General features: G+C 72.9%; 15 protein-coding genes. 8 read left to right on the top strand and 7 right to left on the bottom strand.

What is annotated here, in order from left to right; translation table 11 throughout:
* Positions 1-49: 49 nt before the first annotated feature.
* The 5 genes from AB0A61_RS36060 to eccB all read right to left on the bottom strand — a co-directional run bounded on the left by AB0A61_RS36060 (position 50) and on the right by eccB (position 6713).
* Positions 50-1219 carry a S8 family serine peptidase gene (locus AB0A61_RS36060; protein WP_361302218.1) on the bottom strand — a complete coding sequence of 390 codons (1170 nt, stop codon included), beginning with the start codon at positions 1217-1219 and terminating at the stop codon, positions 50-52.
* 123 nt (positions 1220-1342) lie between these two features.
* Positions 1343-3142, bottom strand: a complete 1800-nt coding sequence (locus tag AB0A61_RS36055; RefSeq protein WP_361302215.1) for a WXG100 family type VII secretion target — start codon at positions 3140-3142, stop codon at positions 1343-1345.
* Positions 3142-3609: a hypothetical protein gene (locus AB0A61_RS36050; protein ID WP_361302212.1), complete on the bottom strand. Its 468-nt coding sequence runs from the start codon at positions 3607-3609 to the stop codon at positions 3142-3144. The genes AB0A61_RS36055 and AB0A61_RS36050 overlap by 1 nt, the downstream gene beginning before the upstream one ends.
* Before the next feature lie 310 nt (positions 3610-3919).
* Positions 3920-5173 carry a type VII secretion-associated serine protease mycosin gene (mycP, locus tag AB0A61_RS36045; RefSeq protein WP_361302209.1) on the bottom strand — a complete coding sequence of 418 codons (1254 nt, stop codon included), beginning with the start codon at positions 5171-5173 and terminating at the stop codon, positions 3920-3922.
* Between the two features lie 16 nt (positions 5174-5189).
* Positions 5190-6713: a type VII secretion protein EccB gene (eccB, locus tag AB0A61_RS36040; protein WP_361302206.1), complete on the bottom strand. Its 1524-nt coding sequence runs from the start codon at positions 6711-6713 to the stop codon at positions 5190-5192.
* A gap of 198 nt (positions 6714-6911) precedes the next feature.
* Here eccB and eccE point away from each other — a divergent pair, with 198 nt between their 5' ends.
* The 8 genes from eccE to AB0A61_RS36000 all read left to right on the top strand — a co-directional run bounded on the left by eccE (position 6912) and on the right by AB0A61_RS36000 (position 19196).
* Positions 6912-8246, top strand: coding sequence for a type VII secretion protein EccE (eccE, locus tag AB0A61_RS36035; RefSeq protein WP_361302203.1), 1335 nt, complete (start codon positions 6912-6914; stop codon positions 8244-8246).
* A 5-nt stretch (positions 8247-8251) separates the two neighbouring features.
* Complete coding sequence (locus tag AB0A61_RS36030) at positions 8252-9019, top strand: hypothetical protein (protein ID WP_361302200.1); 768 nt, start codon at positions 8252-8254, stop codon at positions 9017-9019.
* Between the two features lie 400 nt (positions 9020-9419).
* Complete coding sequence (locus AB0A61_RS36025) at positions 9420-12932, top strand: SCO5717 family growth-regulating ATPase (protein WP_361302197.1); 3513 nt, start codon at positions 9420-9422, stop codon at positions 12930-12932.
* A gap of 337 nt (positions 12933-13269) precedes the next feature.
* Complete coding sequence (locus tag AB0A61_RS36020) at positions 13270-15144, top strand: ABC transporter substrate-binding protein (protein WP_361302194.1); 1875 nt, start codon at positions 13270-13272, stop codon at positions 15142-15144.
* A gap of 59 nt (positions 15145-15203) precedes the next feature.
* The gene (locus AB0A61_RS36015) at positions 15204-16277 is read left to right on the top strand and encodes an ABC transporter permease (protein ID WP_361302192.1); all 1074 of its coding nucleotides are present in this window, start codon (positions 15204-15206) and stop codon (positions 16275-16277) included.
* Entirely contained in the window at positions 16274-17188 is a 915-nt protein-coding gene (locus AB0A61_RS36010) for an ABC transporter permease (RefSeq protein ID WP_361302189.1), read from the top strand. The genes AB0A61_RS36015 and AB0A61_RS36010 overlap by 4 nt, the downstream gene beginning before the upstream one ends.
* Entirely contained in the window at positions 17185-18195 is a 1011-nt protein-coding gene (locus AB0A61_RS36005) for an ABC transporter ATP-binding protein (RefSeq protein ID WP_361302186.1), read from the top strand. Before AB0A61_RS36010 ends, AB0A61_RS36005 begins: the two co-directional genes overlap by 4 nt.
* Positions 18192-19196, top strand: a complete 1005-nt coding sequence (locus AB0A61_RS36000; protein WP_361302183.1) for an ABC transporter ATP-binding protein — start codon at positions 18192-18194, stop codon at positions 19194-19196. Before AB0A61_RS36005 ends, AB0A61_RS36000 begins: the two co-directional genes overlap by 4 nt.
* A 47-nt stretch (positions 19197-19243) precedes the next feature.
* Here AB0A61_RS36000 and AB0A61_RS35995 read toward each other — a convergent pair whose 3' ends face one another.
* Together AB0A61_RS35995 and AB0A61_RS35990 are read right to left on the bottom strand one after the other, a co-directional pair.
* Positions 19244-20203: a bifunctional riboflavin kinase/FAD synthetase gene (locus AB0A61_RS35995; protein WP_361302180.1), complete on the bottom strand. Its 960-nt coding sequence runs from the start codon at positions 20201-20203 to the stop codon at positions 19244-19246.
* 233 nt (positions 20204-20436) lie between these two features.
* On the bottom strand, positions 20437-23997 hold the full coding sequence (locus AB0A61_RS35990; protein WP_361302255.1) for a trypsin-like peptidase domain-containing protein: 3561 nt from the start codon (positions 23995-23997) through the stop codon (positions 20437-20439).
* Positions 23998-24570 lie beyond the last annotated feature (573 nt).

Here is a 24570-nt window from a genome sequence, read left to right as displayed (position 1 = left end):
CGGTTGGTCGCACGGTCCGCCGGCCGTGACCGGCGGCGGTCGTGTCGGGTCATGCGCCTCGCCGGGAGCGGATCACCGCGAAGGCCCCGCCTGCGAGCACCACCGTGGCAGCCACGGTTCCGAGAACCACCCACAGCGTGGTGTCTCCGGACGACGTGGATGTCGATCCTTCCGCTGAAGTCCGGCCGCCCGAAGTGGATTTCGAGGCTTGTGACGAGTCTGATGCGGACGTGGACGGTGAGGCGCCGGCGACGGCGGACACGCCGATGGTCTTCTTGTTGGTGAGGGGGTCGATGTCGGCGGGTCCCGGATCACCCTTCCCCTTCAGCAGGACCTGTGCCGGCCGGATGGTGCCGTATCCGAGGTACTGGCTCGGCGTGTTCTTCGGCCAGTCCCGGCCGGCGGTGTCGATCATCACGCGCAGTACCTGGTTGGCGGTCCACTTGGGGTGGGCGGCCCAGATGAGGGCGGCGGCGCCGGAGGTGATGGCGGCGGCCTGGCTGGTACCCGTGCTCTTGGCGCAGTAGGTCTTGAACGTGTTGTCGCACCACACCGGCACGTCCACGCCCGGCGAGGCCAGATCGACGTAGGCGCCGTGCTCGGAGAACTTGCCCACCTCACCGTTCTCGTCGGTCGCGGCCACGCCGACCACGCCGGGGTACTTCGCGGGGTAGCCGATGTAGTTGGCGCCCTGGGCGTCGTTGCCCACGCTGGCGATGAGCAGCTTGCCCTTGCTCTGGGCGTACTGGACGGCTTCGAGCCCACCGGGGATGGGAGCGTCCGAGCCGAAGGACATGTTGATGATCTTCGCGTCCGAGTCGGCGGCGGCACGGATGGCCTTTGCCGTGGGGTCGCCGGCCTTTGCCGTCGCGGAATCGTCCGGAAGGCGAATGGGCATGATTTTGGCGCCCGGCGCGACTCCCTTGAGGCCGTTGTCGTCACCGGTTCCCGCGATCAGCTCCGCCATTGACGTCCCGTGACTCAGGGAGTCGCCTGCCGCACCGCCCGTCTTGCCGGAGAAGTCGACGCCCGGGAGAACCTGGCCCGACAACGCCTTCGTGCCGGAATTCACTCCGCTGTCGATGACCGCCACGGTGATGCCCTTGCCCGTGCTGACCTTCCACAGCCCCTGGGCGTTCATCGCGTTCAGGTACCACTGATGCGCCTGGACGTCGTCGGCCCACGCCGCCGGAGCCGGCCCCGCGAACAGAACGGCCAAGGCTCCGAGGGCCGCGCCCACGGTTGTGACCCGTCTCGGGGCACGCCCCGCAAGCAACGCAGCGCTCATGCGGCGTCCACCACTGCCTGGCTTCATGCTTCTGTACGTCCTAGCTCGTTTCGGTCAGTCGGTCGTCGACGGCGCGTCGCCACGCCGCGCGTCACGGCGCGAGCGCTTCTTGTCCTCGGCGGAGTTGCGCGGGCGCCCTGCTTGCCGTTCCACGGCACGCTCGGGGCCGTGCTCCCCCACGGAGCCACGTGTCAGGCCAGAGCTTCCCGACGTCGCTCCGTCGCCGCCGGCGCCTACCCGGCTGGTGGGCGCGCCGCCCGCACGGTCCGCAGTGCTCGGAGCACGACGTGCAGCCTGTCCCCGGCCCGCGCCCGCCGCCGGGGTGTTCGTGCCGATCACTCCGCGCTGCCCCGGCCTTTCACCGGCCGCGCGGGCGCCCGGCGCGTCTTCACCACCGATGACCGTGCCACGCGGAACCCTGGCCCCCTTGGCACTCGGACCGGCTTCCGCGCTGGGCCTGCCCCCGACCACACCGCCGGTGCGCGCGGCGCCCGTGGCACCGGGGCCGGTCCGCACCCCGGGCTGACCGGGCACACCGTTCACTCGCCCGCCGGGCACTGCGCCGGTGCGCGGACTCGCCACGTCGGTGGCCCTCGGCATGCCTCCGGTGACACCCCGTCCCATGAGTGACCTGCCCGTCGCCGCGGCAGGCCCACGGGCGCCCGGTTCGGCGACCGTCGAAGCGCGGCCCACCGGCCCCACCGGACCTCGGCCTCCACGTCCGCCCGCAGTGGGGCCCTCCGCAGCGGTGACCCGTCCCCGAGTCGATATGGGTGCCCTGGGGCCGGCCGTCCCGACCGGGCGCCCTGCCGGCCCGCCGAAGACGGGAGGTACCACCCCTGTCCCCAGGGGCGGGAATGGTCCCGCAGACGGTCCGTGGGGGGCCGGGCCGGGAGCCGTCGGTGGAGTCACGGGTACCGGATTGACGGTCTCCGGCGGCAGCGTGCCGACGGTGTTGATCTCCGTACCGACAGCGGGTGCGTGCCGCGCGACGCCCGTGTCCGCAGCCGGATGTGCACCGGGCAGAACGTCGTTACCGAAATGGCCGCCGGAAACGGCGACATGACGGTTCTCATGTGCGCTCGTGACGGCACGGTGGTCCGGAACCGCGGTGGAACCAACGGCTCCACCGCGTGCAGCCTCCTCGTAGTTCCGGGGAGGAGGGGGCATTCCCACACTCGGCATCGCCTCGAAAACCGGCGGTTGCGCGCTCTGCAGCCGCTCGCCGGAGACCGAGTAGAAGGAGGCCAGACGATTCATCTGGTTGATCGCCTCTTGGCGGTCCTTCTCGACCCGGACCGCCTCGGCGTACTCCTTGTTGCCCGCGACCTGTTTGGGGGCGGGCAGTTGGCCCGGGCTCTTCTGGTCTGCGTCGGGGCGGGTGTCACGCGGCGGCATGGACTTGCGCACGGACGCGAGGCCTGTCGCGGCGGCCGTGACCTGCACTCCGGCGCCGTCGGCGTAGGTGGCCAGGTCTTCGGTGTGCGTGGCGAGTTTCTCTCCCCATTTCTGGAAAGCGGTGCCGGCCTCGCCCTTCCAGTCCTCACCCGCGTGCTTCAGATGCCCTCTGAGCTCCTCGGCGGCCGCCTTGATCGCAGCGCTCGCCTTCGCCAGCGTCGCACCGGCGTGCTCCAGGTCGGCGGGGTTGGCGTGCTCGACCAAGTCGATCATGTCGTTGAGCCGGTGCTCCTCGAAATCCGTGACCTGGCCGAAGTAGAGGACGCGCGTACGCTTGAGCCCGAACGCGTCATGCATCACCTCGGTCGCCTGAGTGAGCGCGTCGACCTGACCGACCTGGGCGTCGACGCGCTGCTGGTCGGTCAGTTGCTTCGGCGCCTTGTCGTCCCCGCTCACTACTGGTATCCCTTCGTGGACTTCTTGGCGTCCTTCTGCTGCTTCTGGGCCTCACCGGACTTCTTGCGCTCTGCTTCGTCGTGCTGGCGGTCGATTTCGATCTGGATCTGCCAGAAACGGCGTCGCTGGTCGTCGTCGAGGCTGTCGAAGCCGTTCTGGGCGCCCTGGGTTGCGATGCCCATGGCCTCGATCTGCAGTCCCAGCCTCTTGGAGAGCTGTGTGATCTCCTGGTGTACGCGCTCGTACTCGCTGAAGAGGGCGTCCGCCTCGTGGAAGGTGCCGTGGCCGCTCAGGGAGGTCCGGGAGACGCGGTGCTCGCCCACCTTGGACGGGCCTCCGGCCGATTCCTCGAAGTCGGACAGCAGCTTGTCGATGCGCTGCTTGAACGTCATCAGCACACCGGCGCCGACCTTGAGGTCCGCGGCGGCCTCCGGCGACACCCCGCCCGTCATGTCCGCAGGAAGCACGACGCCTCCCCTCCCCGTTCTTCGTCGCCCGTTCCGGGGCAACGGCACTGCGCCTTTCAAGCGTTCATGTTCGCAACACGATCACTCTAGCCACTCCCCATGACAGTCCCAACTGCCATATGCAACAGGTGTGTCATCACTTCGCCAAGCTTCACGCGCCCCTCACGGCCGCCCCGTGATCACCGGTGGCGGCAGCGTGATCCGAGCCTAGGCGGGGCCTGCTCGCGGGGGATGAGTACGCGTACTCAGACCGCGTGAGCACCAGACGTTGCTGTGCCGCTATTGCACACGGCCGGCCCCGTGGGACGCCTCACTCCGCTCCGGCAACCTTCCGCGCCCTGCGCCGCGCGTCCCGCATCGCCACCGCCGTGCCGCCGAGGCCGGCCACCAGGACCGCGGCGCCCACGGTCGCGTAGGTGGCGAGGCGGGCGTTGCGTTCGTCGGGGGTTTCGCCGAGTTGGAGTCTGGCGGGGGTGGGGGCTTCGGCCCGGGTGAGGCCGTCCTGCGGGTTGGGGCTCTCGAGGGGGTGGTCGTCCTCCGTCAGTGCCCGTACCGGGTCCACCACGCCCCAGCCGACGAGACGGTCGTGCCCGGCGATGGTCCGCTCCGCGGTCTGCTCGATCTGGGCGACGACCTCGCGCGCGGTCCACTTCGGGTGCTTGGCCTTGACGAGGGCCGCCACGCCCGCCACGTACGGCGCCGAGAAACTGGTGCCGTTGTCCACGCAGTGGCCGCCCTGCGGCACGGTCGAGACCATGTCGACGCCCGGGGCGGCCACGCCGACGAAGTCGCCCGACTGGGAGAAGGACGCGCGCTCGTTGTTGCGGTCGGAGGCCGCCACGGCGAGGACTCCGGCGAAGGAAGCGGGGTACGTCTTCTTGACGTTGCCGTCGACACCGTCGTTGCCCGCGGACGCCACCACCACGATGCCCTTCGCCAGGGCCAGGTCGATCGCCTGCTCGAGCGAGGGGGCCGGCTCGACCGCGTTGGACGTGTCCTGGGAGATGTTGATGACGTCGGCTCCCGCGCGTACGGCGTACTGGATCGCGTCGGCCAGCCGCTGCGCGGTGCCGTGGCCCTCGGCGTCGTTCTGCTTGATCGGGATGATCGTGGCCTCGGGGGCCAGCCCGACGAATCCGCTGCCCTTCATGGGGCGGGCGGCGATGATGCCGGCCACCTTGGTGCCGTGGCCGACGGTGTCCGTCGTGGCAGGGGCGTCGCTGCCGTCGATCTTCTTGCCCTTGGCGTCCTTGGGCGGCAGGAAGTTCTTTCCGCTCTTCGCGTCCACCGCGTCGGTGAGTTGCCGGTTCTTCACGTCCACGCCGGTGTCGATCACCGCAACGCGGACGCCCTTGCCCTTGGACCGACTCCACAGCTCGTCCAGGTTGACGCGCTGCAGGGACCATGGGCGGCCGGAGTAGACCTGCTTGCTGGGAAACGTGCACTGGTCGGTGAACGAGTCGTCGGCCGCCGCGGGAGGCGTCAGAGCGGCGACCGTGGCGACCAGGGTCGCGGCCGTGACGGTCGCGGTGCGAAGGAGGGGGGAGGTGGGCGCGTGCGGCATGCTCTTCGCCTTCCTCCTACGAGCCCTGCGGCTGGCGCGCCGCTGCCGTCGACAGCCGGGGGCCGGTGGGGAGGAACTCGGACCAGGGGGCGGGAATGGGCGCCGGAGTCACGTTGGCGTAGCCGAGCCGGGTCTGGGCCTGCTGGGCCTCCTGGGCCAGTTCCTTGCGTTCCTTGGCCGTCATGCCGATGCCCGCGTCGTTGGTGGCGCTGTCCGAGTTGGACTGCAGGACGTAGCGCAGGCCCGTGTCGGTGACCAGGAAGACGGGGCCCACCTTGGTGGCGCCTCCCTGGAACTGACGGTAGAGCTGGCCCGAGCCGGGCGTGACGTAGGCGCTGGAGGAGCCGATGGGGAGCGGCGCGGGGAAGTCGGTGCCCGCCCAGGTCGCGAGGGTGGTGTCGCCGTTGCCGGAGACGCCCAGCAGGACGTTGCAGACGGTGCTGCGGCTGCCGGTGGCGTCCGACGCGTCGTTGACGGCGACGGGGGCGGCGGTAGGCCACTTGTACCTGGCCCCGAAGGGCTGGTCAGGGTTGTTCAGCGCTCCCGCGCTGATCTCACGGGCGTGGCCGGCCTGGCCGAGCCGGGCCAGGTCCTTGCTGAACAGCAGCAGTTGGGCGACGAAGTCGGAGACGGGCGCCACCCGGTGCGGCAGCACCACGTAGTACCGCTCCTTGTCCGCGTCGGGGGCCCTGAGGACCATGCCCACCCTGTTGACCGAGTCGTCCAGCTGGCCGGGGGCGTGTGCGGGCTCGCCCGGGACGCCGTCGACCGTCGGGAACCTGATCTCGTCGCCCTGGTGCAGGGTGGTGAGCCACTCCTTGGACACCCGCTCCGGCTCGCGCCCCGAGCCGACGACGGTGCGCAGCAGCAGTTCGTTGTTCGCCTCCACCGCGTAGGCCGTGCCGCTCGCGTCCACGACGTAGCGGTTCTTGTCCGGATCCACGACATAGAGCAACTCACCGCCGCTCAGCCGTTGCCTGCCCTCGGTCTTCTTCATGTCGCGGTTGGCGAGGACCAGTGCGGCCTTCTGGATGGAGCGGCCGCCCGCGCTCGGACGCTCGCACACCGCCCACTGCTTGGCGGCGCCGGCCTCCTGGTCCGAGGGGAGGCGGTCGGGAGCGTACGGAATTCCGATGGTGACGCCGTGCGGGATCTTGCCGCTGTCCAGGACGGACTCGGCAACGGTGACGACCTCGCCCTGCCCGGGGTCGAGGAGGAGCTTGGCGGAGGCCATGTTCAGGACCGGGTGCAGCTGGACCTTGCCGTCTGTCTTCAGGACGACGTACCGAGTGGTCGACTTGCTGGCGATGATCACCTTGTCGTTGGGTGTGTCCCAGCCCTGCGGTGCGGTGGGCCTGAACATGCCCCAGGCCCCGAAGACGGCCATGACGACCACGCCCGTGAGCACGCCGGGCAGCACCCCGCGCAGCGGTCGCGGTGCCCCTTCCTCCGAGCCGCCGGGGGACGACTGGACGAAGGACGCGAGCATGCGGCGCTTCGCAAAGGTGTAGGCGTTGAGCTGGTCCCGCCGAGATGCCATCTGTGCCTGTCTCTCCCCGTGTTTCGCCTGGGCGGCGCTCGGGGGCCCGCTGTCCCCCGCCCCCCGTTGTCGGACCGGGCCCCTACTATGCCTGGTATCCGCGGGGACTTGTGGACCGGGTAGGGTACCTGCGCCCTCAAGGGCCCTGTGTGGTGCTGGAATAGCGGTGAGTTGTGAGCAAAGCGGGGGGACGCAGTGATGGCTTCGGGGACGCGGACCCGGTCGCGTGACCGGGTGCGGGCGCGGGGCGGGTCCGCGCCCGCCGCGCGAGAGGCGGAGCGGCCGGTCACCAGGGGCGCCCAGGAGCAGGTGGTGGTCGCACCGCATCTGAGGGCGCGTCAGGGGCCGGGCGGGGCGTTCCGGCTGCAACGGCTCGTCCTGGTGGAACTGGCGGCCGCGGTGCTGCTGGTCGGCTGGGCGATCGGGACCGCCGCTCTGGTACCGGCGGCCGTCGTCGCCGCCTCGCTCCTCCTGCTGGCGTTCGTCCGGCGCCGCGGCCGTTCCCTGCCCGAGTGGCTGGCCACGGCACGGGCCCTGCGGTTGCGGCAGCGACGGGCGGCCGGCACACCCGTGCCGCCGGGCACCGAGCCGGGGCTGGCTCCCGCCGTCGAATGCGACCCCAGCCTGCGTACGTACTCCTACGGCGGCCGGGACCGGCGGCCGGTCGGGATGGTCGGGGACGGGACCTTCGTCAGTGCCGTGGTGCAGGTGGAGGCCGATGTGACGGCGCTGCGCGCCGAGCGGGGACGGCAGCCGCTGCCGGTCGGGCTGGTGCGGGACGCGCTGGAGGTGGACGGGATCCGGCTGGAGTCGGCGCAGATCGTGCTGCACACGCAGCCTGCGCCCGCGCTGCACCTGCCGCAGCACTCGGTGGCCGTGACCAACTATGCGCCGCTGCAGGAGCAGACCGGCGCCCCCGCGGTGCGCATCACGTGGATCGCGCTGAAGCTGGACCCCGAGCTGTGTCAGGAGGCCGTGGCCGCGCGCGGGGGTGGGCTGCTGGGCGCGCAGAAGTGTCTGGCCCGGGTCGCCGACCATCTCGCCAGCCGGCTGACGGGTGCGGGATTCCGTACGACCGTCCTCAACGAGGAGGAGCTGATCGCGGCCATCGCGACTTCCGCGTGCGCCAACCCGCTGGTGACGGCGGAGGCCGGGCGGACCGAGGCGCGGGAGCGGCGGACCGAGGAGTCCGGCCGCAGCTGGCGCTGCGACAACCGCAGGCACACCACCTACTGGGTGCGCCGCTGGCCCCAGCTGGGCGGCCGCGGACCGTCCCTGCCGCAGCTCGTGGCCCTGCTCACCGCCGTGCCGGCGCTCGCCACGACCTTCAGTCTCACGCTGGGGCGCGGCGAGCGGCAGGAGACGGCCCTGTGCGGGCACGTACGGGTGACCGGGCGCAGTGACGAGGAACTGGTCGCGGCCCGGCGCGCGTTGGAGGACGCAGCCCGGCAGGCGGGCGCGGGACTGGCCCGTCTCGACCGGGAGCAGGTGCCCGGAATGCTGGCCACGCTGCCCCTCGGAGGTGTCCGGTGACCGCCATGACCACACAGACGGCCGACCAGACGGGTGCGGCTGCGCGCTCCGTCGGCGAGCGGGTGCGGGGGCGGCTGCGCAGCGGCCTCGGGCTGATCGGACCGCGGCACGGACGGCACGCGCTGTCCGCGGAGCAGGTGGACGCGCTCGCGCTGCCCATCGGGGACGACGGCGTCGTGGTCGGCGTGGACGCCGAGGGACAGCCCGCGGTCCTGGGGCTCAACCGTCCGACGCCGTACGACGTGGTCCTCATCGGCGGCCTGTGGACGGCGCAGGTCCTCGCGCTGAGGGCGGCGGCGACCGGGGCGCGTGTCGCCGTGGAGACGGGCCGGGCGCAGGCCTGGATGCAGATGGTGCACGCCATGGGCGGCGGGCAGAACGGCCTGGCGGTGTACGACGTCGGCCGGGTACCGCCGCAGGGCGCCTCGGCCGGTACGCCGGTTCTGGTGGTGCGGGACTGCGGCATGCGGCCCCCTCGGGGGCGGGTGGTCTCGGGGCCCTGGCAGGCGGTGGTGACCCTGCTGCCGTATCTCAGCCCGGTGGCACCTCGGCTGATACGGCAGGCGCGGCTCGTCGGTGTCCAGCGGATCTCGCCGCAGGAGGCGGCCGATCTGGGCCGCACGATGGCGCTGCCGCGGGCGGATGTCGAGTCCCTGCCCACGCTTGCCGACGGTGTCACGCTCTGGTGCGCCGACCGCGACCGGCAGTACGTGATGACGCAGCCCACCGACGCCGAGATCGGATTGTTGGGTACCCCGCGCCGGATGGACTGAACAGGCCTGCTGTTGACCGGCATTGGGTGGTTGTGACCGGTTCGACCGCTTGGTGCGGCCCTTCCTGACCCCGTGTCGGCGCGGTAACGATCGGCCGTCCGACGGCTTATCGTCCGGTTTGGCCCGTTACTCGGCACGGTTAACCGGGAGTTGGGGGCCGGATGTGACGTGGTGGTCGGGCGCGGAGGGCTGGACGGGCCTGCCACAGGCGTGCCCGTGGTGATTAGGCTGGGACCGGGCGCCACATCAGAACCCGCGGCCGGGCCGTCGGCGGCCCGGGGGAGAGTTGGGCGGGCCGGATCGGTTCGGGTCGCCTGCCGACCGATTCCGACCGACCCCGTACGACATCAAGGGTCGCCCCAGCACGGCATGAGGGTGCTCGACCACACCAGGAGGAACTGTGAACAGCGATCGGGACGGGATCCGCGGGGGCTGGGCCACACCCGGCGATGACCAGTCCGACGCGGAGTCCGCCTTCGAGACGACGGGCGAGTTCACCATCGACTACGCGCCCCCTGCCTGGTACACGCAGAACGCGTCGGGCACTCCCGGCACGCCGGGGGCACCGGGTGCGCCGGGCCCGTCCGGCGAGGCCTCGCAGGCGCCCGCCATGCCCGCCGGCCCCAACCCGCCGGCCATGCCCGCGAGCCCTCCCCCGCCGGTCGGGCCCCCGGTCGACGTTCCGGACCTGCCGCCCGGCAGCGGCTTCCAGGCCGCCTGGGCGCCGACGCCTGCCGTCTCCCCCGTGCCGCACGAGGAGGAGGCCACCGGGAACGGTGACCTCGTGAGCGGTGCCACGATGCGGATCTCCGCGACCGCCCTCAAGCGGGAGATCGCTGAGCGGGCGGCCGCGGCCGAGGACGGCTCGGAGCCGGCCGAGAGCGCCGAGGCCTTTGCCGGTGGCGCTCCCGGTGACCACACGGCCGAGCAGGCCGGCGAGGGCCGGGAGGCGGCGGGTGCCGCCGACGGTGCGGACGCGGCCGGCAGTGGTGTCGGCGAGGGCGCGGACAACGACGGTGCCGGGGTGGGCGACGGGAGTGGGACAGAGCCCGCGGCCGGTGCGGCGGAGCAGGCGGACCCGTCCGCCGACGCTGTTCCGACCGACAACGAAGCGCCGAAGAGCGAGGAGTCCTCGGCGTCCGACGCGGCGCAGGCGGTCGCCGAGGACGGTGCCGCCTCCGGAGCCGAGTCCGCGGGCATGTCCGGTGCCGTGACCGGAGCCGAGTCCGCGGGCATGTCCGGTGCCGTGACCGGAGCCGAGTCCGCGGGCATGTCCGGTGCCGTGACCGGAGCCGAGTCCGAGGCTCCCGACGGTGCTGACGCGCTGCCCGCGGGCGCAGGCGCCGACGCAGACGCTTCCTCCGCCGGTGGTGTGAACGACGGCTCCGGCGACTCGCGTCCTGCTGAGCAGGAGCGCGCCGACGCCGAGGCGCAGGACGGCGCCGACGCCGAGGCCGCGAGCACGCAGTCCGGCGGGGACGACGACGTCCGGGATGCCGTGCCCGCGGGAGCCCACACCTCCGACGAGGTGTCGGACGCCGTTCCCCAGGAGGCGGGGCAGGCCGCGGCCGACGCCGTGTCGGACGCCATACCGCAGGATGCCGGTCAAACCGAGGGGGCAGTCGGCGGCGACGTCCAGGACGCGCCGCCCTCATGGACTCCCCCTCCGGCCCCGCAGAGCGCGGTGCCGCCGCTGCCGCCGTCCTACCAGCCCGCCGCCCCGGCCCCCGCGGCCCACTGGCCCGCCCAGCAGCCCCAGCCGCAGCCGCATCCGCATCCGATGCCCCAGCCGCAGGCAGCCGCCCCGGCAGCCCCGCAGGCGCCCCAACCGCCCGTGCCGCCGCAGCCGCCCGTCGCTGCCCCGGCCCAGCCGCCGTTCGGAGCCACGGCCCAGCCGCCATTCGGCGCTCCGGCCCAGCAGCCCGTGCCGCCGCAGCAGCCGTTCTTCCAGCCGCAGGCGCCCCGGCCCGCGCCCCAGGCCTGGAACGCGCCGGCCGACCCGGTGCAGCAGGGACCGGCACCGACTCCCCCGGCGCCTCCGACCGGTTACGGCTTCCCGCCGCCCGCCGACGGGACCGCGCCCGCGCCCGCGCCCGCGGCACCTCAACCGACGGCTCCCAACCCGGCGCAGGGCGGCTACGGCTTCCCCCAGCCGCCCGACCACCCGGGCCAGCCGGGACAGACGGGCCAGCCCGCGCCAAACGCCCAGAGCGGTTACGGCTTTCCGCAGCCGGGTGCGCAGCCGGGACAGCCCGCGCCCCAGGCCGCCCACGCGCCCAACGCCCAGGGCGGATACGGCTTCCCCCAGCCGCCCGCCCAGCCGGACCGGCACGGTCAACCGGCTCAGCCCGGTCAGCCGCAGGGGCAGGCAGGTGCGGTGCAGCAGCCCGTCGACCCCCGGCTCGGTGCCGCCTGGCCGCAGCCCATACAGCACGACCAGCGGCAGCCCACCAACCCCGGTGCCGCGCCGCTCGGTTACACCGCGGCCGTGGAGCTGTCCTCCGACCGGCTGCTCAACAACAAGAAGCAGAAGGCCCGCAGCGTGCGGCCGGCCGCGGCCGCGTCGCGCTTCAGGCTCGGCGGAAAGAAGGAGGAGGCCGAGCGGCAGCGGAAGCTGGAGCTGATCCGCACGCCGGTGCTCTCCTGCTACCGGATCGCCGTGATCAGCCTCAAGGGCGGCGTCGGCAAGACCACCACGACCACCGCGCTCGGCTCCACCCTGGCCACCGAACGGCAGGACAAGATCCTCGCCATCGACGCCAACCCGGACGCCGGTACGCTCGGCCGCCGCGTGCGCCGCGAGACCGGGGCCACCATCCGGGACCTGGTCCAGGCGATCCCGTTCCTCAACTCGTACATGGACATCCGGCGGTTCACCTCGCAGGCATCCTCCGGCCTGGAGATCATCGCCAACGACGTCGACCCGGCCGTGTCCACGACCTTCAACGACGAGGACTACCGGCGCGCGATCGACGTGCTGGGCAGGCAGTACCCGATCATCCTCACCGACTCGGGCACCGGCCTGCTCTACAGCGCCATGCGCGGCGTGCTCGACCTCGCCGACCAGCTCATCATCATCTCCACGCCGTCCGTGGACGGTGCGAGCAGCGCCAGTACGACGCTGGACTGGCTGTCGGCACACGGGTACGCGGACCTCGTCGCACGGTCCCTCACGGTCATCTCGGGTGTGCGCGAGACCGGCAAGATGATCAAGGTCGAGGACATCGTGGCGCACTTCGAGACGCGGTGCCGGGGCGTCGTCGTGGTGCCCTTCGACGAGCACCTGGCCGCCGGTGCCGAGGTCGACCTCGACATGATGCGGCCGAAGGTGCGGGAGGCGTACTTCAACCTCGCGGCGATGGTCGCCGAGGACTTCGTCCGGCACCAGCAGTCGCACGGGCTGTGGACCTCGGACGGCAACCCGCCACCGGTCGCGGCTCCCCCGATGCCGGGGCAGCCCGTCCAGTCGTTCCCCGGCCGGCCGGGCCACCCCATGCCCGGACAGCCTTTCCCCGGACAGCCGGGCCAACCGCAGCCGGGCCAGCCCGGGCCGGGCCAGTTCGCGCCCCAGCACCCGGGGCAGCAACCTGGCCAGCCGTACCCGCCGCAGCCCGGACAAGCCCACCCGGGCGGCCGGCCCCACCCGGACGGCCGGCCGTACCCCGGCCAGCCTCCCGTCGCGGGTGTCCAGCCCGGCCCGTTCGCACCCCCGCAGCAGCCCGCCCAGCCCTACCCGCAACAGCCCGGACACCCCGGGCAGCCGGGACAGCCGGGGCAGCCCGTACAGCCGGGACAGTTCGCACCCCCGCAGCACCCGGGCCAGCCGCAACCGCAGCCCGGCCAGCCCCTTCCGCAGCAGCCGCAGGGGCAGGTCCCGCAGACCCCGCCTCCGCCCGCACCACCGCAGCAGTGAGCCGCGGCCCCGCCCAGGGGCCGCCGCTCTCTCCCACCCCGGGCCCGCGCCGTCACCCACGGCGCGGGCCTTCGCGCGTTCGCATCCAGAACCGGTGGAATTCCGCCGTCACGCCCTCACCAGGAGGGCGTCAGTGGTCTCGACCAATGAGGGCGAGATCGCGGTCAACTCGTTATTTCCGCAGGCCACATGGGGTTTGACGGACCGTTGACGCGTGCAGACTGCCGCTGATAGACACTCACTTCCATCCCGCCGGCGCCACCCGATCAAGCCCGTTCAAGCCAGTTGCGCAGGAGCGCAAACCGTCCTGCGTGTGATGACGCGAGGTCACCGAGCCATGGACACACACGATCAGCACGGCACAGGACGCAGCGGCCCCCACTTCCACAGAACACGGCTCCTGACCGCCGCAGGCGCCGCGGCCTTGGTCCTGACGGCGGGGCTCGCGACCCCACTGACCCCGGCGTCACCGCGGGCGCAGGCCGCCGAGGGCAAGCAGAGCGGCAAGGTCCTCACCGTCGCGGTCGCGCAGAGCGTCGACTCGCTCAGCCCGTTCCTGGCGACCCGCCTGCTCAGCACGAGCATCCACCGGCTCATGTACGAGTACCTGACGAACTACGACCCGAAGGACGCCCATGTCATTCCGGGTCTGGCCACCAAGTGGGAGCCGTCCCCGGACAAACTGACCTGGACGTACACGATCCGCACCGGCTCCAGGTGGTCGGACGGACAGCAGGTCACCGCCGAGGACGCGGCATGGACGTTCAACAAGATGATGACCGACGAGGGCGCCGCCACCGCCAACGGCAGCTTCGTCACCAACTTCCGGAAGGTCACCGCGCCCAGCTCCACCCGGCTGGTGATCCAGCTGAAGAAGCCGCAGGCCACGATGACCGCGCTGGACGTGCCGATCGTGCCCCGGCACATCTGGGAGAAGGTCGGGGACTTCTCGAAGTTCAACAACGACAAGAGCTTCCCGATCGTCGGTGACGGGCCGTTCGTCCTCACCGACTACAAGCCCGACAGCTATGTGCGCCTGAAGGCCAACAGGAGCTTCTGGCGCGGGGCGCCGAAGTTCGACGAGCTGGTCTTCCGGTACTACAAGGACCAGGACGCGGCCGTCGCCGCCCTGCGCAAGGGCGAGGTCTCCTTCGTCGCCGGCTCACCGTCGCTGACGCCCGCGCAGGCCGCGTCGCTCAAGGGCGAACCGGACATCCACGTCAACGACGCCCCGGGCCGCCGCTTCTACGCCCTGGCCGCCAACCCCGGGGCGCAGGCGAGGAACGGTAAGAAGATCGGCGACGGCGACCCCTCCCTGCTGGACGAGCGGGTACGGCACGCGCTGTTCATGGCGGTCGACCGCCGGACCATCATCGACAAGGTCTTCCAGGGCCACGCGGTCGAGGGCCAGGGGTACGTCCCGCCCCGCTTCTCGGCGTACTTCTGGAAACCGTCGGCCGGCCGGCAGCTCGCGTACGACCCGGCCAGGGCCGCCCAGCTCCTCGACCAGGCGGGCTACCGGAAGAACGCCGACGGAGAACGCGTCGGCAAGACCGGCAAGCCGCTGAACTACCGGGTCCTGTGCCACGCCACCGACCCCAACGACAAGGCGGTCGGCAAGTACCTGCGGGAGTGGTGGGGCAAGCTCGGCATCTCGGTCACCCTCGACTGCCTGGACAACGTGACGGACCCCTGGCTCGCGGGCCACTACGACCTCGCCTTCGACGGCTGGTCGGTCAACCCGGACCCGGACTTCGTGCTGTCCATCCACACCTGCGCCGCGCGCCCGGCGACCCCCAAGGACACGGGCACCACGGACAACTTCATCTGCGACAGGACCTACGACGAGCTCTACGCCCGGCAGTTGGCCGAATACGACCCCGCCAAACGGGCGGACATCGTCAAGCAGATGGAGTCGCGGCTGTACGACCTCGGGTACATGAACGTCATGGCCTATCCGAACGCGGTGGAGGCCTACCGCACGGACCAGATCAAGTCGATCACCACCATGCCGGCGAAGGCGGGCAACATCTACGGCCAGGACGGCTACTGGAGCTGGTGGTCCGCCGTTCCGGCGAACTCCGGTGAGAACGACAGCAGTTCCCCGTCCACCGGCGTCATCATCGGGATCGTCGCGGGCGTCGTCGTCCTCGTCGGCCTCGTGACCTTCCTCGCCATGCGCCGCCGGGCCACGGCCGAGGACCGCGAGTAGGCCGATGGCACCGAACAGACCGTCGCCGGCCCGACCGGTTACCGACCGAGTGAGTACGCATGACCGCTGAAGCGACACCCGCGCTGGTCGAGGGTACCGCCGCCGACCCGGCGAAGTCCGGGCCGGCGGCGGGCCGCGGGCCACGGACGCGCACCGCCACCGTGTATCCGAGGTACATGGTGGGAAAGCTGGCCGGTGCGGCCGTCTCGCTGCTCGCCGTGCTCGTCACCAGCTTCTTCCTGTTCCGGCTGATCCCGGGCGACCCGGTGAAGTTCATGACCGGCGGCCGTCCGGTCTCCGCACAGCAGATCGCCGTCTACCGGCGGGAGTTCGGCCTCGACCTGCCGGTGTGGCGGCAGTTCACGGACTACTGCGGCAAGGCGCTCACCGGGGACCTCGGGACGTCGTACCAGTTCCGGGCGCCCGTCATCGACAAGATCACGGAAGCGCTGCCGAACACCCTTCTGCTGACCGGCACGGCCTTCGTCCTCTACACCGCTCTCGGCGTCCACCTCGGCACCCGCTCCGCCTGGCGGCACGGCGGGCCGGGCGACCGTCTCAACACCGGTCTGGCGCTGACTCTTTACTCCATTCCGTCGTTCTGGCTCGGGCTGCTGCTGATCATCGTGCTGTCGGTCGGTGTGGGGCCGGTTCCGGGCCTGTTCCCGACCGGTGGCATGGAGTCGGGCGGCAAGGAGGGCCTGGCGTACGTCGTCGACGTCGCCCACCACCTCGTCCTGCCGGTGGTCACCCTGGTCGCCGTGGAGTACGGGCAGACGCTGCTGGTCACCCGGTCCGCGCTGCTGGACGAGATGGGCAGCGACTATCTGACGACCGCGCGCGCCAAGGGACTCCGGGACGACCTCGTCCGACGCCGGCACGCCGTGCCGAACGCGCTGCTGCCGACCGTCACGCTGGTCTTCGTCAACCTCGGCCGGACCGTCGCCGGTGTCATCCTCGTCGAGACCGTCTTCTCCTGGCCCGGTCTGGGCGGGTTGTTCTACCAGGCGCTGAGCGTGCCCGATCTGCCGCTCGTGCAGGGCCTGTTCTTCGTCTTCGCGGCGGCGGTGATCGTGATGAACACCCTCGCCGACCTCCTCTATCCGCTGCTCGACCCGAGGGTGGGCCGATGACCGCCGAAACCGCCACGAGCCCGGGGCCGCGTGCGCTCGCCCGGCAGCGCCGCCGCGCCTCGGCCGCCCGCTTCTGGCGGCAGTACCGGACGCACCGTGCGGGGCTCCTCGGGCTCGCTGCCCTCGTGCTGTTCGCACTGGTCGCGCTGACCGCGCCGCTGACCGTCGGGGCGGACGTGCAGAGCGTGACCGAGGCGCCCGGAAAGCCACTGGAGAGCCCCAGCGCGCGCTTTCCGCTCGGTACGGACCAGTTCGGCCGCAGTCTGCTCGGTCTGGTGATCTGGGGCTCACGGGTCTCGCTGCTCGTCGGACTGCTCGCGGCCGTGCTGTCGGTGGCGATCGGGGCGCTGATCGGGGTCACCGCCGGACACTTCCGCGGCTGGTACGCCACCGTGATGATGCGGGTCACGGACTGGTTCCTGGTCATGCCGACGCTGGTGCTCGCCATCGCGCTCGCCACCGTGATGTCGCGCTCGCTCGGCACGGTCATCCTGGCGATCGGTGTCACGACCTGGCCGACGACCGCCCGACTGGTGCGCGCCCAGACGCTGGCGGTGGAGTCACGCCCGTACATCGAACGGGCCAGGGCGCTGGGGGGCGGCCACTGGCACATCATGACCCGCCATGTGCTGCCCAACGTGATGCCGCTGGTCCTCGCCCAGACCACGCTGATCATCTCCTCCGCGATCCTCGCCGAGGCGACGCTGGCGTTCCTCGGGCTCGGCGATCCGACGGTCGTCTCCTGGGGCGGGCTGCTGCAGGACGCGCGGGAGGCGGGAGCGGTCAGTTCGGGCGACTGGTGGTACCTGGTGCCGCCGGGGATCGCCATCGCGGTGGTGGCGCTGGCGTTCACGCTGTGCGGGCGTGCGGTGGAGTCGGTCCTCAACCCCAGGCTGGGGGTGTCCCGTTGAGCCTGCTCGACGTCAGGAACCTGGAGGTGACCTACCCCGCTGGAGCGGCCGCGGTACGCGGGGCCGGCCTCACCCTCGCGGCGGGCGAGAAGCTCGGCATCGCCGGGGAGTCCGGCTGCGGCAAGACGACACTGGCGCTGGCGCTGCTGCGGCTGCTGCCGTCGGGAACCCGGGTCACCGGGGAGATCCTGCTCGACGGCGAGGACGTGCTGAGAATGAAGTGGGGCCGGGTGCGGGCGGTGCGCTGGGCCGGGGCCTCCATCGTCTTCCAGGGCGCGATGCACTCCCTCAACCCGGTGCACCGGGTCGGCGACCAGATCGCCGAGCCGGTCCTGCTGCACCGCCGTGCCACCCCGGCGGGCGCCCGGAAGAAGGCCGGTGAGCTGCTGGAGCAGGTGGGACTGCCGGCGGCCCGGACGGGTGCGTACCCGCACGAGCTGTCCGGCGGCCAGCGGCAGCGCGTGATGATCGCCATGGCGCTGGCCTGCGACCCGCGCTTGATCGTCGCCGACGAGCCGACGACGGCGCTGGACGTGATGATCCAGGCCCAGATCCTGCGCCTGATCCAACGGCTGGTGAGCGAGCAGGACCTGGGCCTGATCATGATCAGCCATGACCTGGCCGTCCTGGCCGACACCTGCGACCGGCTGGCGGTGATGTACGCGGGCCGGGTGGTCGAGGAGGGCCCGGCCCGGCAGGTCTACGAGGACGCCCGGCACCCCTATGGCAAGGCCCTGTCGGAGGCGTTCCCCCGGATCGGCGACCCGGGGTCGCGGTTCGCGCCGCGCGGGTTGCCGGGCGATCCGCCGGACCCGGCAGCGCTGCCGCCCGGCTGCGCGTTCCATCCGCGCTGTCCGGTGGCGCTGGACGTCTGCGCCTCGCGGGACCAGTTGCTGCGTCCGGCGGGGGCGGACCGGAGGGCGGCCTGTGTGCATGTGACGGCCGGGGCCGGTCCGGGAGGGGCGGCGGCGCAGGAGGAACCGGAACCGAGGAGCGGCACCCCGTGACCACACCCACCCCGCCGCTGCTGAGTGCCGAGGGCCTCCACATCACCTTTCCGGGCCGGCACGGCGCGCCGCCCGCCCGAGCCGTGGACGGGGTGGACCTCGCCATCCGGCCCGGCGAGATCGTGGCCCTGGTCGGCGAGTCGGGCTGCGGCAAGACGACGCTGGCCCGCTCCCTGCTCGGCCTGGTCCGGCCGACCGAGGGGCAGATCGGCTTCGACGGCGTACCGCTCGACTACTCCTCCCGCGCGCTCAAGGCCTATCGCAAGCGGGTGCAGCTGGTGCTGCAGGACCCGAGCGGCTCGCTCAATCCGCGGCACACGGTGTACGACGCGGTGGCCGAGGGGCTGCGCATCCACGGACACGGCGGTGACGAGCGGGCGGCGGTCGCCGAGGCCCTCGCCCGGGCCGGGCTGCGGCCGCCGGAGCGGTTCTTCCTGCGCTACCCGCACGAGTTGTCCGGCGGTCAGCGGCAGCGGGTCGTCATCGCGGGAGCGCTGGTCCTGGAGCCGCAACTACTCGTCGCCGACGAGCCGGTGGCCTCCCTGGACGCCTCGGTGCGCGGCGAGATCCTCGCGCTGCTGCTGCGGCTGCGGACCGAGCTCGGCCTGTCCGCGCTGGTGGTGACCCATGACCTGGGCCTGGCCTGGAACATCGCCGACCGGGTGGCGGTGATGTACCTGGGCCGGATCGTGGAGTGCGGGGAGGTGGCGCAGGTCCTGACGGCACCGCGGCACCCGTACACCCGCGCCCTGCTCTCCGTCCTGCCCGAGGCCGCAGGAGATCCGGTCGTCCTGGGCGGCGAGCCGCCCGACCCCTCCCGGATCCCCTCCGGCTGCCGTTTCCACGCCCGCTGTCAGGTGCTGGCGAGCGGCGAGGCCGAGCGAGCGGGCGTCGCGGACGCCTGCCGCGGGGTGGAGCCGGCGGTTCTCGACGGCAGCGGCGAGGCCCAGGTGGCCTGCCACTGGGCCAGAGCGCAGGCGGCTGCCCCGCAGACGCAGTGACCTGAGGTGAGGTGAGGGACGTCGGCCGGGCGGGGCCAGGGGGTGTTCTAGCGCGGCTGCTTCTCGTGGGCCGCGATGATCTCCCGGCACTTCTCGACGTCCCCGGCCATCGTTTCGAGCAGCTCGTCAAGAGAGTCGAACCGGGCCTGGCCGCGGACGAAGGCCAGGAAGTCCACCGCGACGTGCAGGCCGTACAGGTCGAGTCCGACGCGGTCGATGGCGTACGCCTCGACCGTGCGCTCGGTGCCGTCGAACTGCGGGTTGGTGCCGACGGAGATCGCGGCGGGCATCGCTTCGCCCTGCGCGTGCAGGTATCCGGCGTAGACACCGTCGGCGGGGATCGCGGTGTGCGGCAGCGTCTCCACATTGGCCGTGGGGAAGCCCAGCTCACGGCCGCGCTGGGCGCCGCGGACCACGACGCCCTCCACCCGGTGCGGGCGGCCCAGGATCTCGCGGGCGCCTCCGACGTCGCCCTCGGCGACCAGGCGCCGGGTCAGCGTCGAGGAGAACGGCTCGCCGCCGCCCGCCTCACCGGTGACGTACAGGTCGACGACCTCGACCTCGAAGTCGTAGATCTTGCCCTGCTCGACGAGAAACTCCACGTTGCCCGCCGCCTTGTGGCCGAAACGGAAGTTCGGGCCCTCGACGACCGCCTTGGCGTGCAGCTTGTCGACCAGGACCTTCACCACGAAGTCGGCCGGCGACAGCTTCGAGAACTCGGTCGTGAACGGGAGGATCAGCACCGCGTCCACCCCCAGCTCCGCCATCAGCTCGGCGCGGCGGTGGTGCGCGGCGAGCAGCGGCGGGTGGCTGCCGGGGCGGACGACCTCGCTCGGGTGCGGGTCGAAGGTGACCACGACGGAGGGGACGCCGAGCTCCCGGGCGCGCTCCACGGCGTGCCTGATGATCAGCTGGTGCCCGCGGTGCACACCGTCGTAGGAGCCGATGGTGACGACGCTGCGCCCCCAGTCCTGGGGGATGTCCTCCAAGCCACGCCAGCGCTGCACTGTGACCGCTCCTCGTCGAACCCGTGTCCGTGATGCCTTGGTTGCCTTGTCCGCAGGTCTAAGGGTGCCATGCCCCGCGTCGCCGCCCCGCATCGGCATGGGGCGCTGTGACGTGGCGCACGTACCCGCCGGCCGTGGAGCGGGACGGCGCACGTACCGGCCCGCCGTCGCGCGGGACGACGCACGTACGGCGCTGCCTGTGGGACCGGTCGGACGCGACCGCCCGCTCACGCTCAGACCGGGACGCGGACGCCTGCCAGGTTCTCGATGGTCCGGCGGGCACTGGGCCCCACCACCGCGGCCCAGTCCTGCGGGGTGTCGGTCAGCCAGCCGACCACGCGGGCGGCGAAACCGGGGACGTGCCGGCCCAGTTCGACCAGACCCCGGTCGAAGACGGCCGCGCCCTCCGGAGTGCGGACCAGGAGCAGGCCGGTGCGGTGGACGAGGTGGCGGAGGTCCTCGTCGGCGCCGGGTGCGGCGGCGTGCAGCACCGCGTCCAGGACGGCGGGCTCACGTTCGCGGGCCAGGAGAGCGTCGAGGAGCTCCCGGCGCAGGGAGCGCGAGGCCGGGGCCCCGGGGCCGCCCAGCACACCGGCCAGGGCGGCCCGCACCTGTTCCGGACCGCCGTCCAGCACCCCGGTGACCAGAGGGACCAGCACGGCCCGGCAGCCCGGATCCCGGTCCAGGCGCCGGTCCACGTACTCCGCCACCTGCCCGGCGGTCTCCGGCCGCCGGGCCACCGCCTCGCGGAGGAGGACGGCGACCCGGCGCGCGAGGTCGGGCGTGGTGACGTCGGCGAGGGTGCGCAGCGTCTCGCCGGTGTCGCATCCCCGGCGCAGCCGGTCGGCGAAGGCTGCCAGGACCGCCTCGGGGTGGGTGGCCAGGGCCGGGACCAGTGCGCTCGGCGGCAGGTGCGGATCGGCCACCGTGAAGTGGCGCACCGCCTGTGGGAGATGGCGGGAGCGGGTCTGCGGGTCCCGGACCAGGAGGGCGAGCGCGCCGCCGTGCAGGGCGGCGTCGGCGGGGCGGGCGAGCACGGTGAGGGCGGCGTGGCGCAGCAGCTCGCGATCGGCCTCGGTCAGGACATGAGGTGCGGCGCGCAGCCCGTACGTCACGGCCGCGGTCCGTCGGGCCGGGCGTTCGTCGTGCGCCCACCGGTACACGGCCCGGCACAGCGCGGACGGCTCCTCCTCGGCCAGGGCGGCGAGCAGCTCGTCGGCGCGCCCGTGTGCACAATCGGCCAGCACCTCGGTGAGGTCGTCCGGGGCGCGGTGCCGGTGGGTGTGCAGCAGTGCCTGGGCGGCCGTGGCCACCGTCGCGTGCGGGGTCGCGGGCAGCAGCCGATCGTCGTTGAACCAGCGGGTCAGGTGGGGCTGGACGGCGGCGGGGTCGGCGGCGAGGAGCTGTGCGACCGCGTCGAGGTAGCGGGGCGCGCCGCCGGTGTGCGGGGCGCCGTCGGCGAGGACGAGGCGCCGGAGCAGGTCGCAGCGGTCGGCGTCCGGGATGGGCAGCGCGGTCCAGAAGCCGGGGCCGAAGGCGAGCGGCACGGGCAGCTCGCAGTGACGCCAGGCCACGATCCGGTCGGCGAGCAGCCGCAGCACACCGGTGTACGGCGTCGCGTCCGGGACGCTCAGCAGGACCGCGGTGAGCAGCCGGGAGGCCCACCAGGACTGCGTGTCGGTGTCCAGGGCGCACACCAACTCCTCCAGGCGGACGGCCAGTCGGCGGGTGCCGTGCTGGCGGGCCAGGAGCAGCAGAGCCTGCACGACGGGGCCGATGCGGTGGTGCGGGACCGGCACCGGGGGGTGCGGCTCGCCGGGGGTGCGGCGGCGGTGGACCAGGACGCGCAGCGCCTCGTCCAGGTCCAGGTGGGTGCCCTGGATCCAGTCGGCGAGCTCCTCGTGCGCGAAGCGGTAGCCGTTGCCCGCGGGGACGAGGAGGCCCTCGGCCAGGACGGCGGACGCCCATCCGGTGCCGCCACCGAGGCGGGCCGGGGCGGGGCCCCACGGGAAGACCTCCTCGAACGACGCCCGGTCCAGTTCGCTGCGGCCGGGGCCGAGGCTGCGGCGGGCGGCCTCGTGCACCTGACCGGAGACCTTCGCCGCGAGCCGCCGTACCGCGGTGCCGCGCAGACCGTTCCGGGCGGCGAGGCGGACGGCGATGCGCAGGCACATCAGGTCCAGATGGGCCGCGAGGACGTCGTCGCGCCCGAGGCCGGTCAGGTGCGCGCCGGGGAGGGCGGCGCGCACCTGGGAGAGCAGCCGGAGGGTGAGGGGGTGGCGGGCGTCGGCCTGCGCCAGGGCTCCGTCCGGGATGCCGTGACGCAGGCGGGCGTGCCGGGCCTCTTCGGGGGTGAGGTCGGCCAGGCGGAGGCAGGGCGGGAGCGGGGAGGCGGGGTGTGCCCGGGGCGGGGCGTGGAGTGGCGCGGCCGGGCCGTACAGCAGCTCGTCGGGGAACTGGGCCCCCGCCTCCTCCCAGTACTCCTCCCGGCACGCCACCACCAGCCGCGTTCCGTGCTCGCGCAGCCACTGGGCCGTCTCCCGGGTCCACTCGCGGAGGCGGTGGGCCAGGCCCGACGGCATCTCCTCCGGACCGTCGAGGAGGAGCAGCAGGGGGCGGCCGGTGGTGTCGGCGAGGTGGGCGAGGCGTTCCGGCGTGAGGTCGGTGAGGTCGGTGGGCAGGGGTGTCCGGGAGGCCGCGACGATGCGGGCCGCCCGGTCCAGCGCCCGCTGTGCCGCGTCCGCGACCGAGGTGTCGGTGTCGAGCAGGTCGGCGCCGCGCAGCCACAGAGTGGGCGCGGGTGCGGACCCACGGGTGCGGCGGGCGGCGAGCGCGGCGAGCTCCGTCGTACGCCCCGTACCGGGGGCACCGACGAGGCCGAGGACGACGGCCTCGCTGTTCACGAACCTCACGAACTCCCTTACGACATCGGCGCGTTCGACCGGGACCACGGCTGGTGCGAGGCCCGCGGCCGTGTCCTGCGCGGTGGGGTCGGCGGTCTGCTCGAAGCCCCCGGCCACCGTCTTCGGGCCCGGATGCGCCGACGGCCCGCCGCCCCTGGGCCGGCCAGGATCTGCCGACGGCTGGGTCACCAGTGCTTCCGGGGGGCCGTCCTGGGCCACCGAGGTGGCGGTGAGTTCGAGGAGGCCCGCCAGGTTCAGGTCGGGGCCGTAGGCGGGAGCGGTGGCCGCGTTGCGGGCGAGCAGCTCGGCGAGCGGGCCCTCGGCGTCGGCAGTCGTCGCTGCTCGCGCCAGGCCGAGACGGGGCAGCAGCGGTACGGCGAACCCGGTGTCCCGGTGGCCGGCCTGGAGAGCGGTGCCGAGGACGGCGACCACCGCTCCGGTCGCGGCGTCGAGCACCGGTCCCCCGGCCGCCCCGCCGCCCGGCCGGAGCGCGTCGCGGCCCGCCGTGCCGATCGCCAACTCCAGTACGCCGTCGACGAGATGGAAGCGGTCGGTGGCCGTGTACGTCACGCAGGTGGTGCCCAGCACCCGGGCCTCGCGCCAGCAGCCGGCCATGATCCGGACGTACGTCCCCGTCTCGACCCGGTCCCGCACGGTCAGCGGAAGCGGATCCAGTCCGAGTCCCGCGCTCCGCACCAGAGCCAGGCCGAGACCGGGCAGCCCGGTCACCTCGTCCGCGCTCACCACGCAGGTCCGGTCGGCGTCGCCGGGCGGGTGCAGCACGAGGCGGGAGAGTCCGTCGACGACCTCATGGCTGGTGATCACCGTGCCGTGGTGGTCGACGGCGAAGCCGGTGCCGCGGAGCCGTCCGGCCAGGTCGCGGATCGCCACCAGGGATGCGTCCAGGGCGCGGTCGCGGTCCTCGGCGGCCCGCTTCCGGGCCGTGTCGGCCGCATCCGGACCTCTCCGTACCGCCCGGACCGCGTGCCGGCCGGTACGGGGCCCGGGGGCCTGCCCGGCCTCAGGTGCCGCGCCGGCCTCGGTGGCCCCGAGGGCCGCTCCGGCTCCGCCGGTCCCGGCGGCAGGGCCGGCTTCGCCGTCCCCCTCGTCTGACCCACCACTCTCGTGGGCCTCGTCCGCGCCGTCCGGCATCCGGCGGTGGGTCCTGGTCGCCCGGGTGCTCCGTCCCGCCATGGTCGAACCTCCCCGCCGTACATCTGTGCCTGCCCCGACGGTAGGCGCACGATGATCAGCGGGACAGATCGCGCGGGGAAAGCGCCCCCTTGCACCCCCTCGGTTCACTCCGAGCGCCCGCACGGTCGGGTGAATAGGCCAGGGCGGCTGGATAGACCCTAGGGGTGGGGGAACCGAGGGGGGACCGTGGAGCGGCGGCTGAGAAACACCCCGTGACCGCCGCTCCACGGGCAGATGTGACGCGCTCCCGCGCCGCCCTGCCGCAGCCTT

The sequence above is a fragment of the Streptomyces sp. NPDC046197 genome (genome assembly GCF_040646295.1).
In the GTDB taxonomy this organism is placed as follows: Bacteria; Actinomycetota; Actinomycetes; order Streptomycetales; family Streptomycetaceae; genus Streptomyces.
Note: the sequence above shows the minus strand (reverse complement) of the source record. Positions and strands in the feature narration are given on the sequence as shown.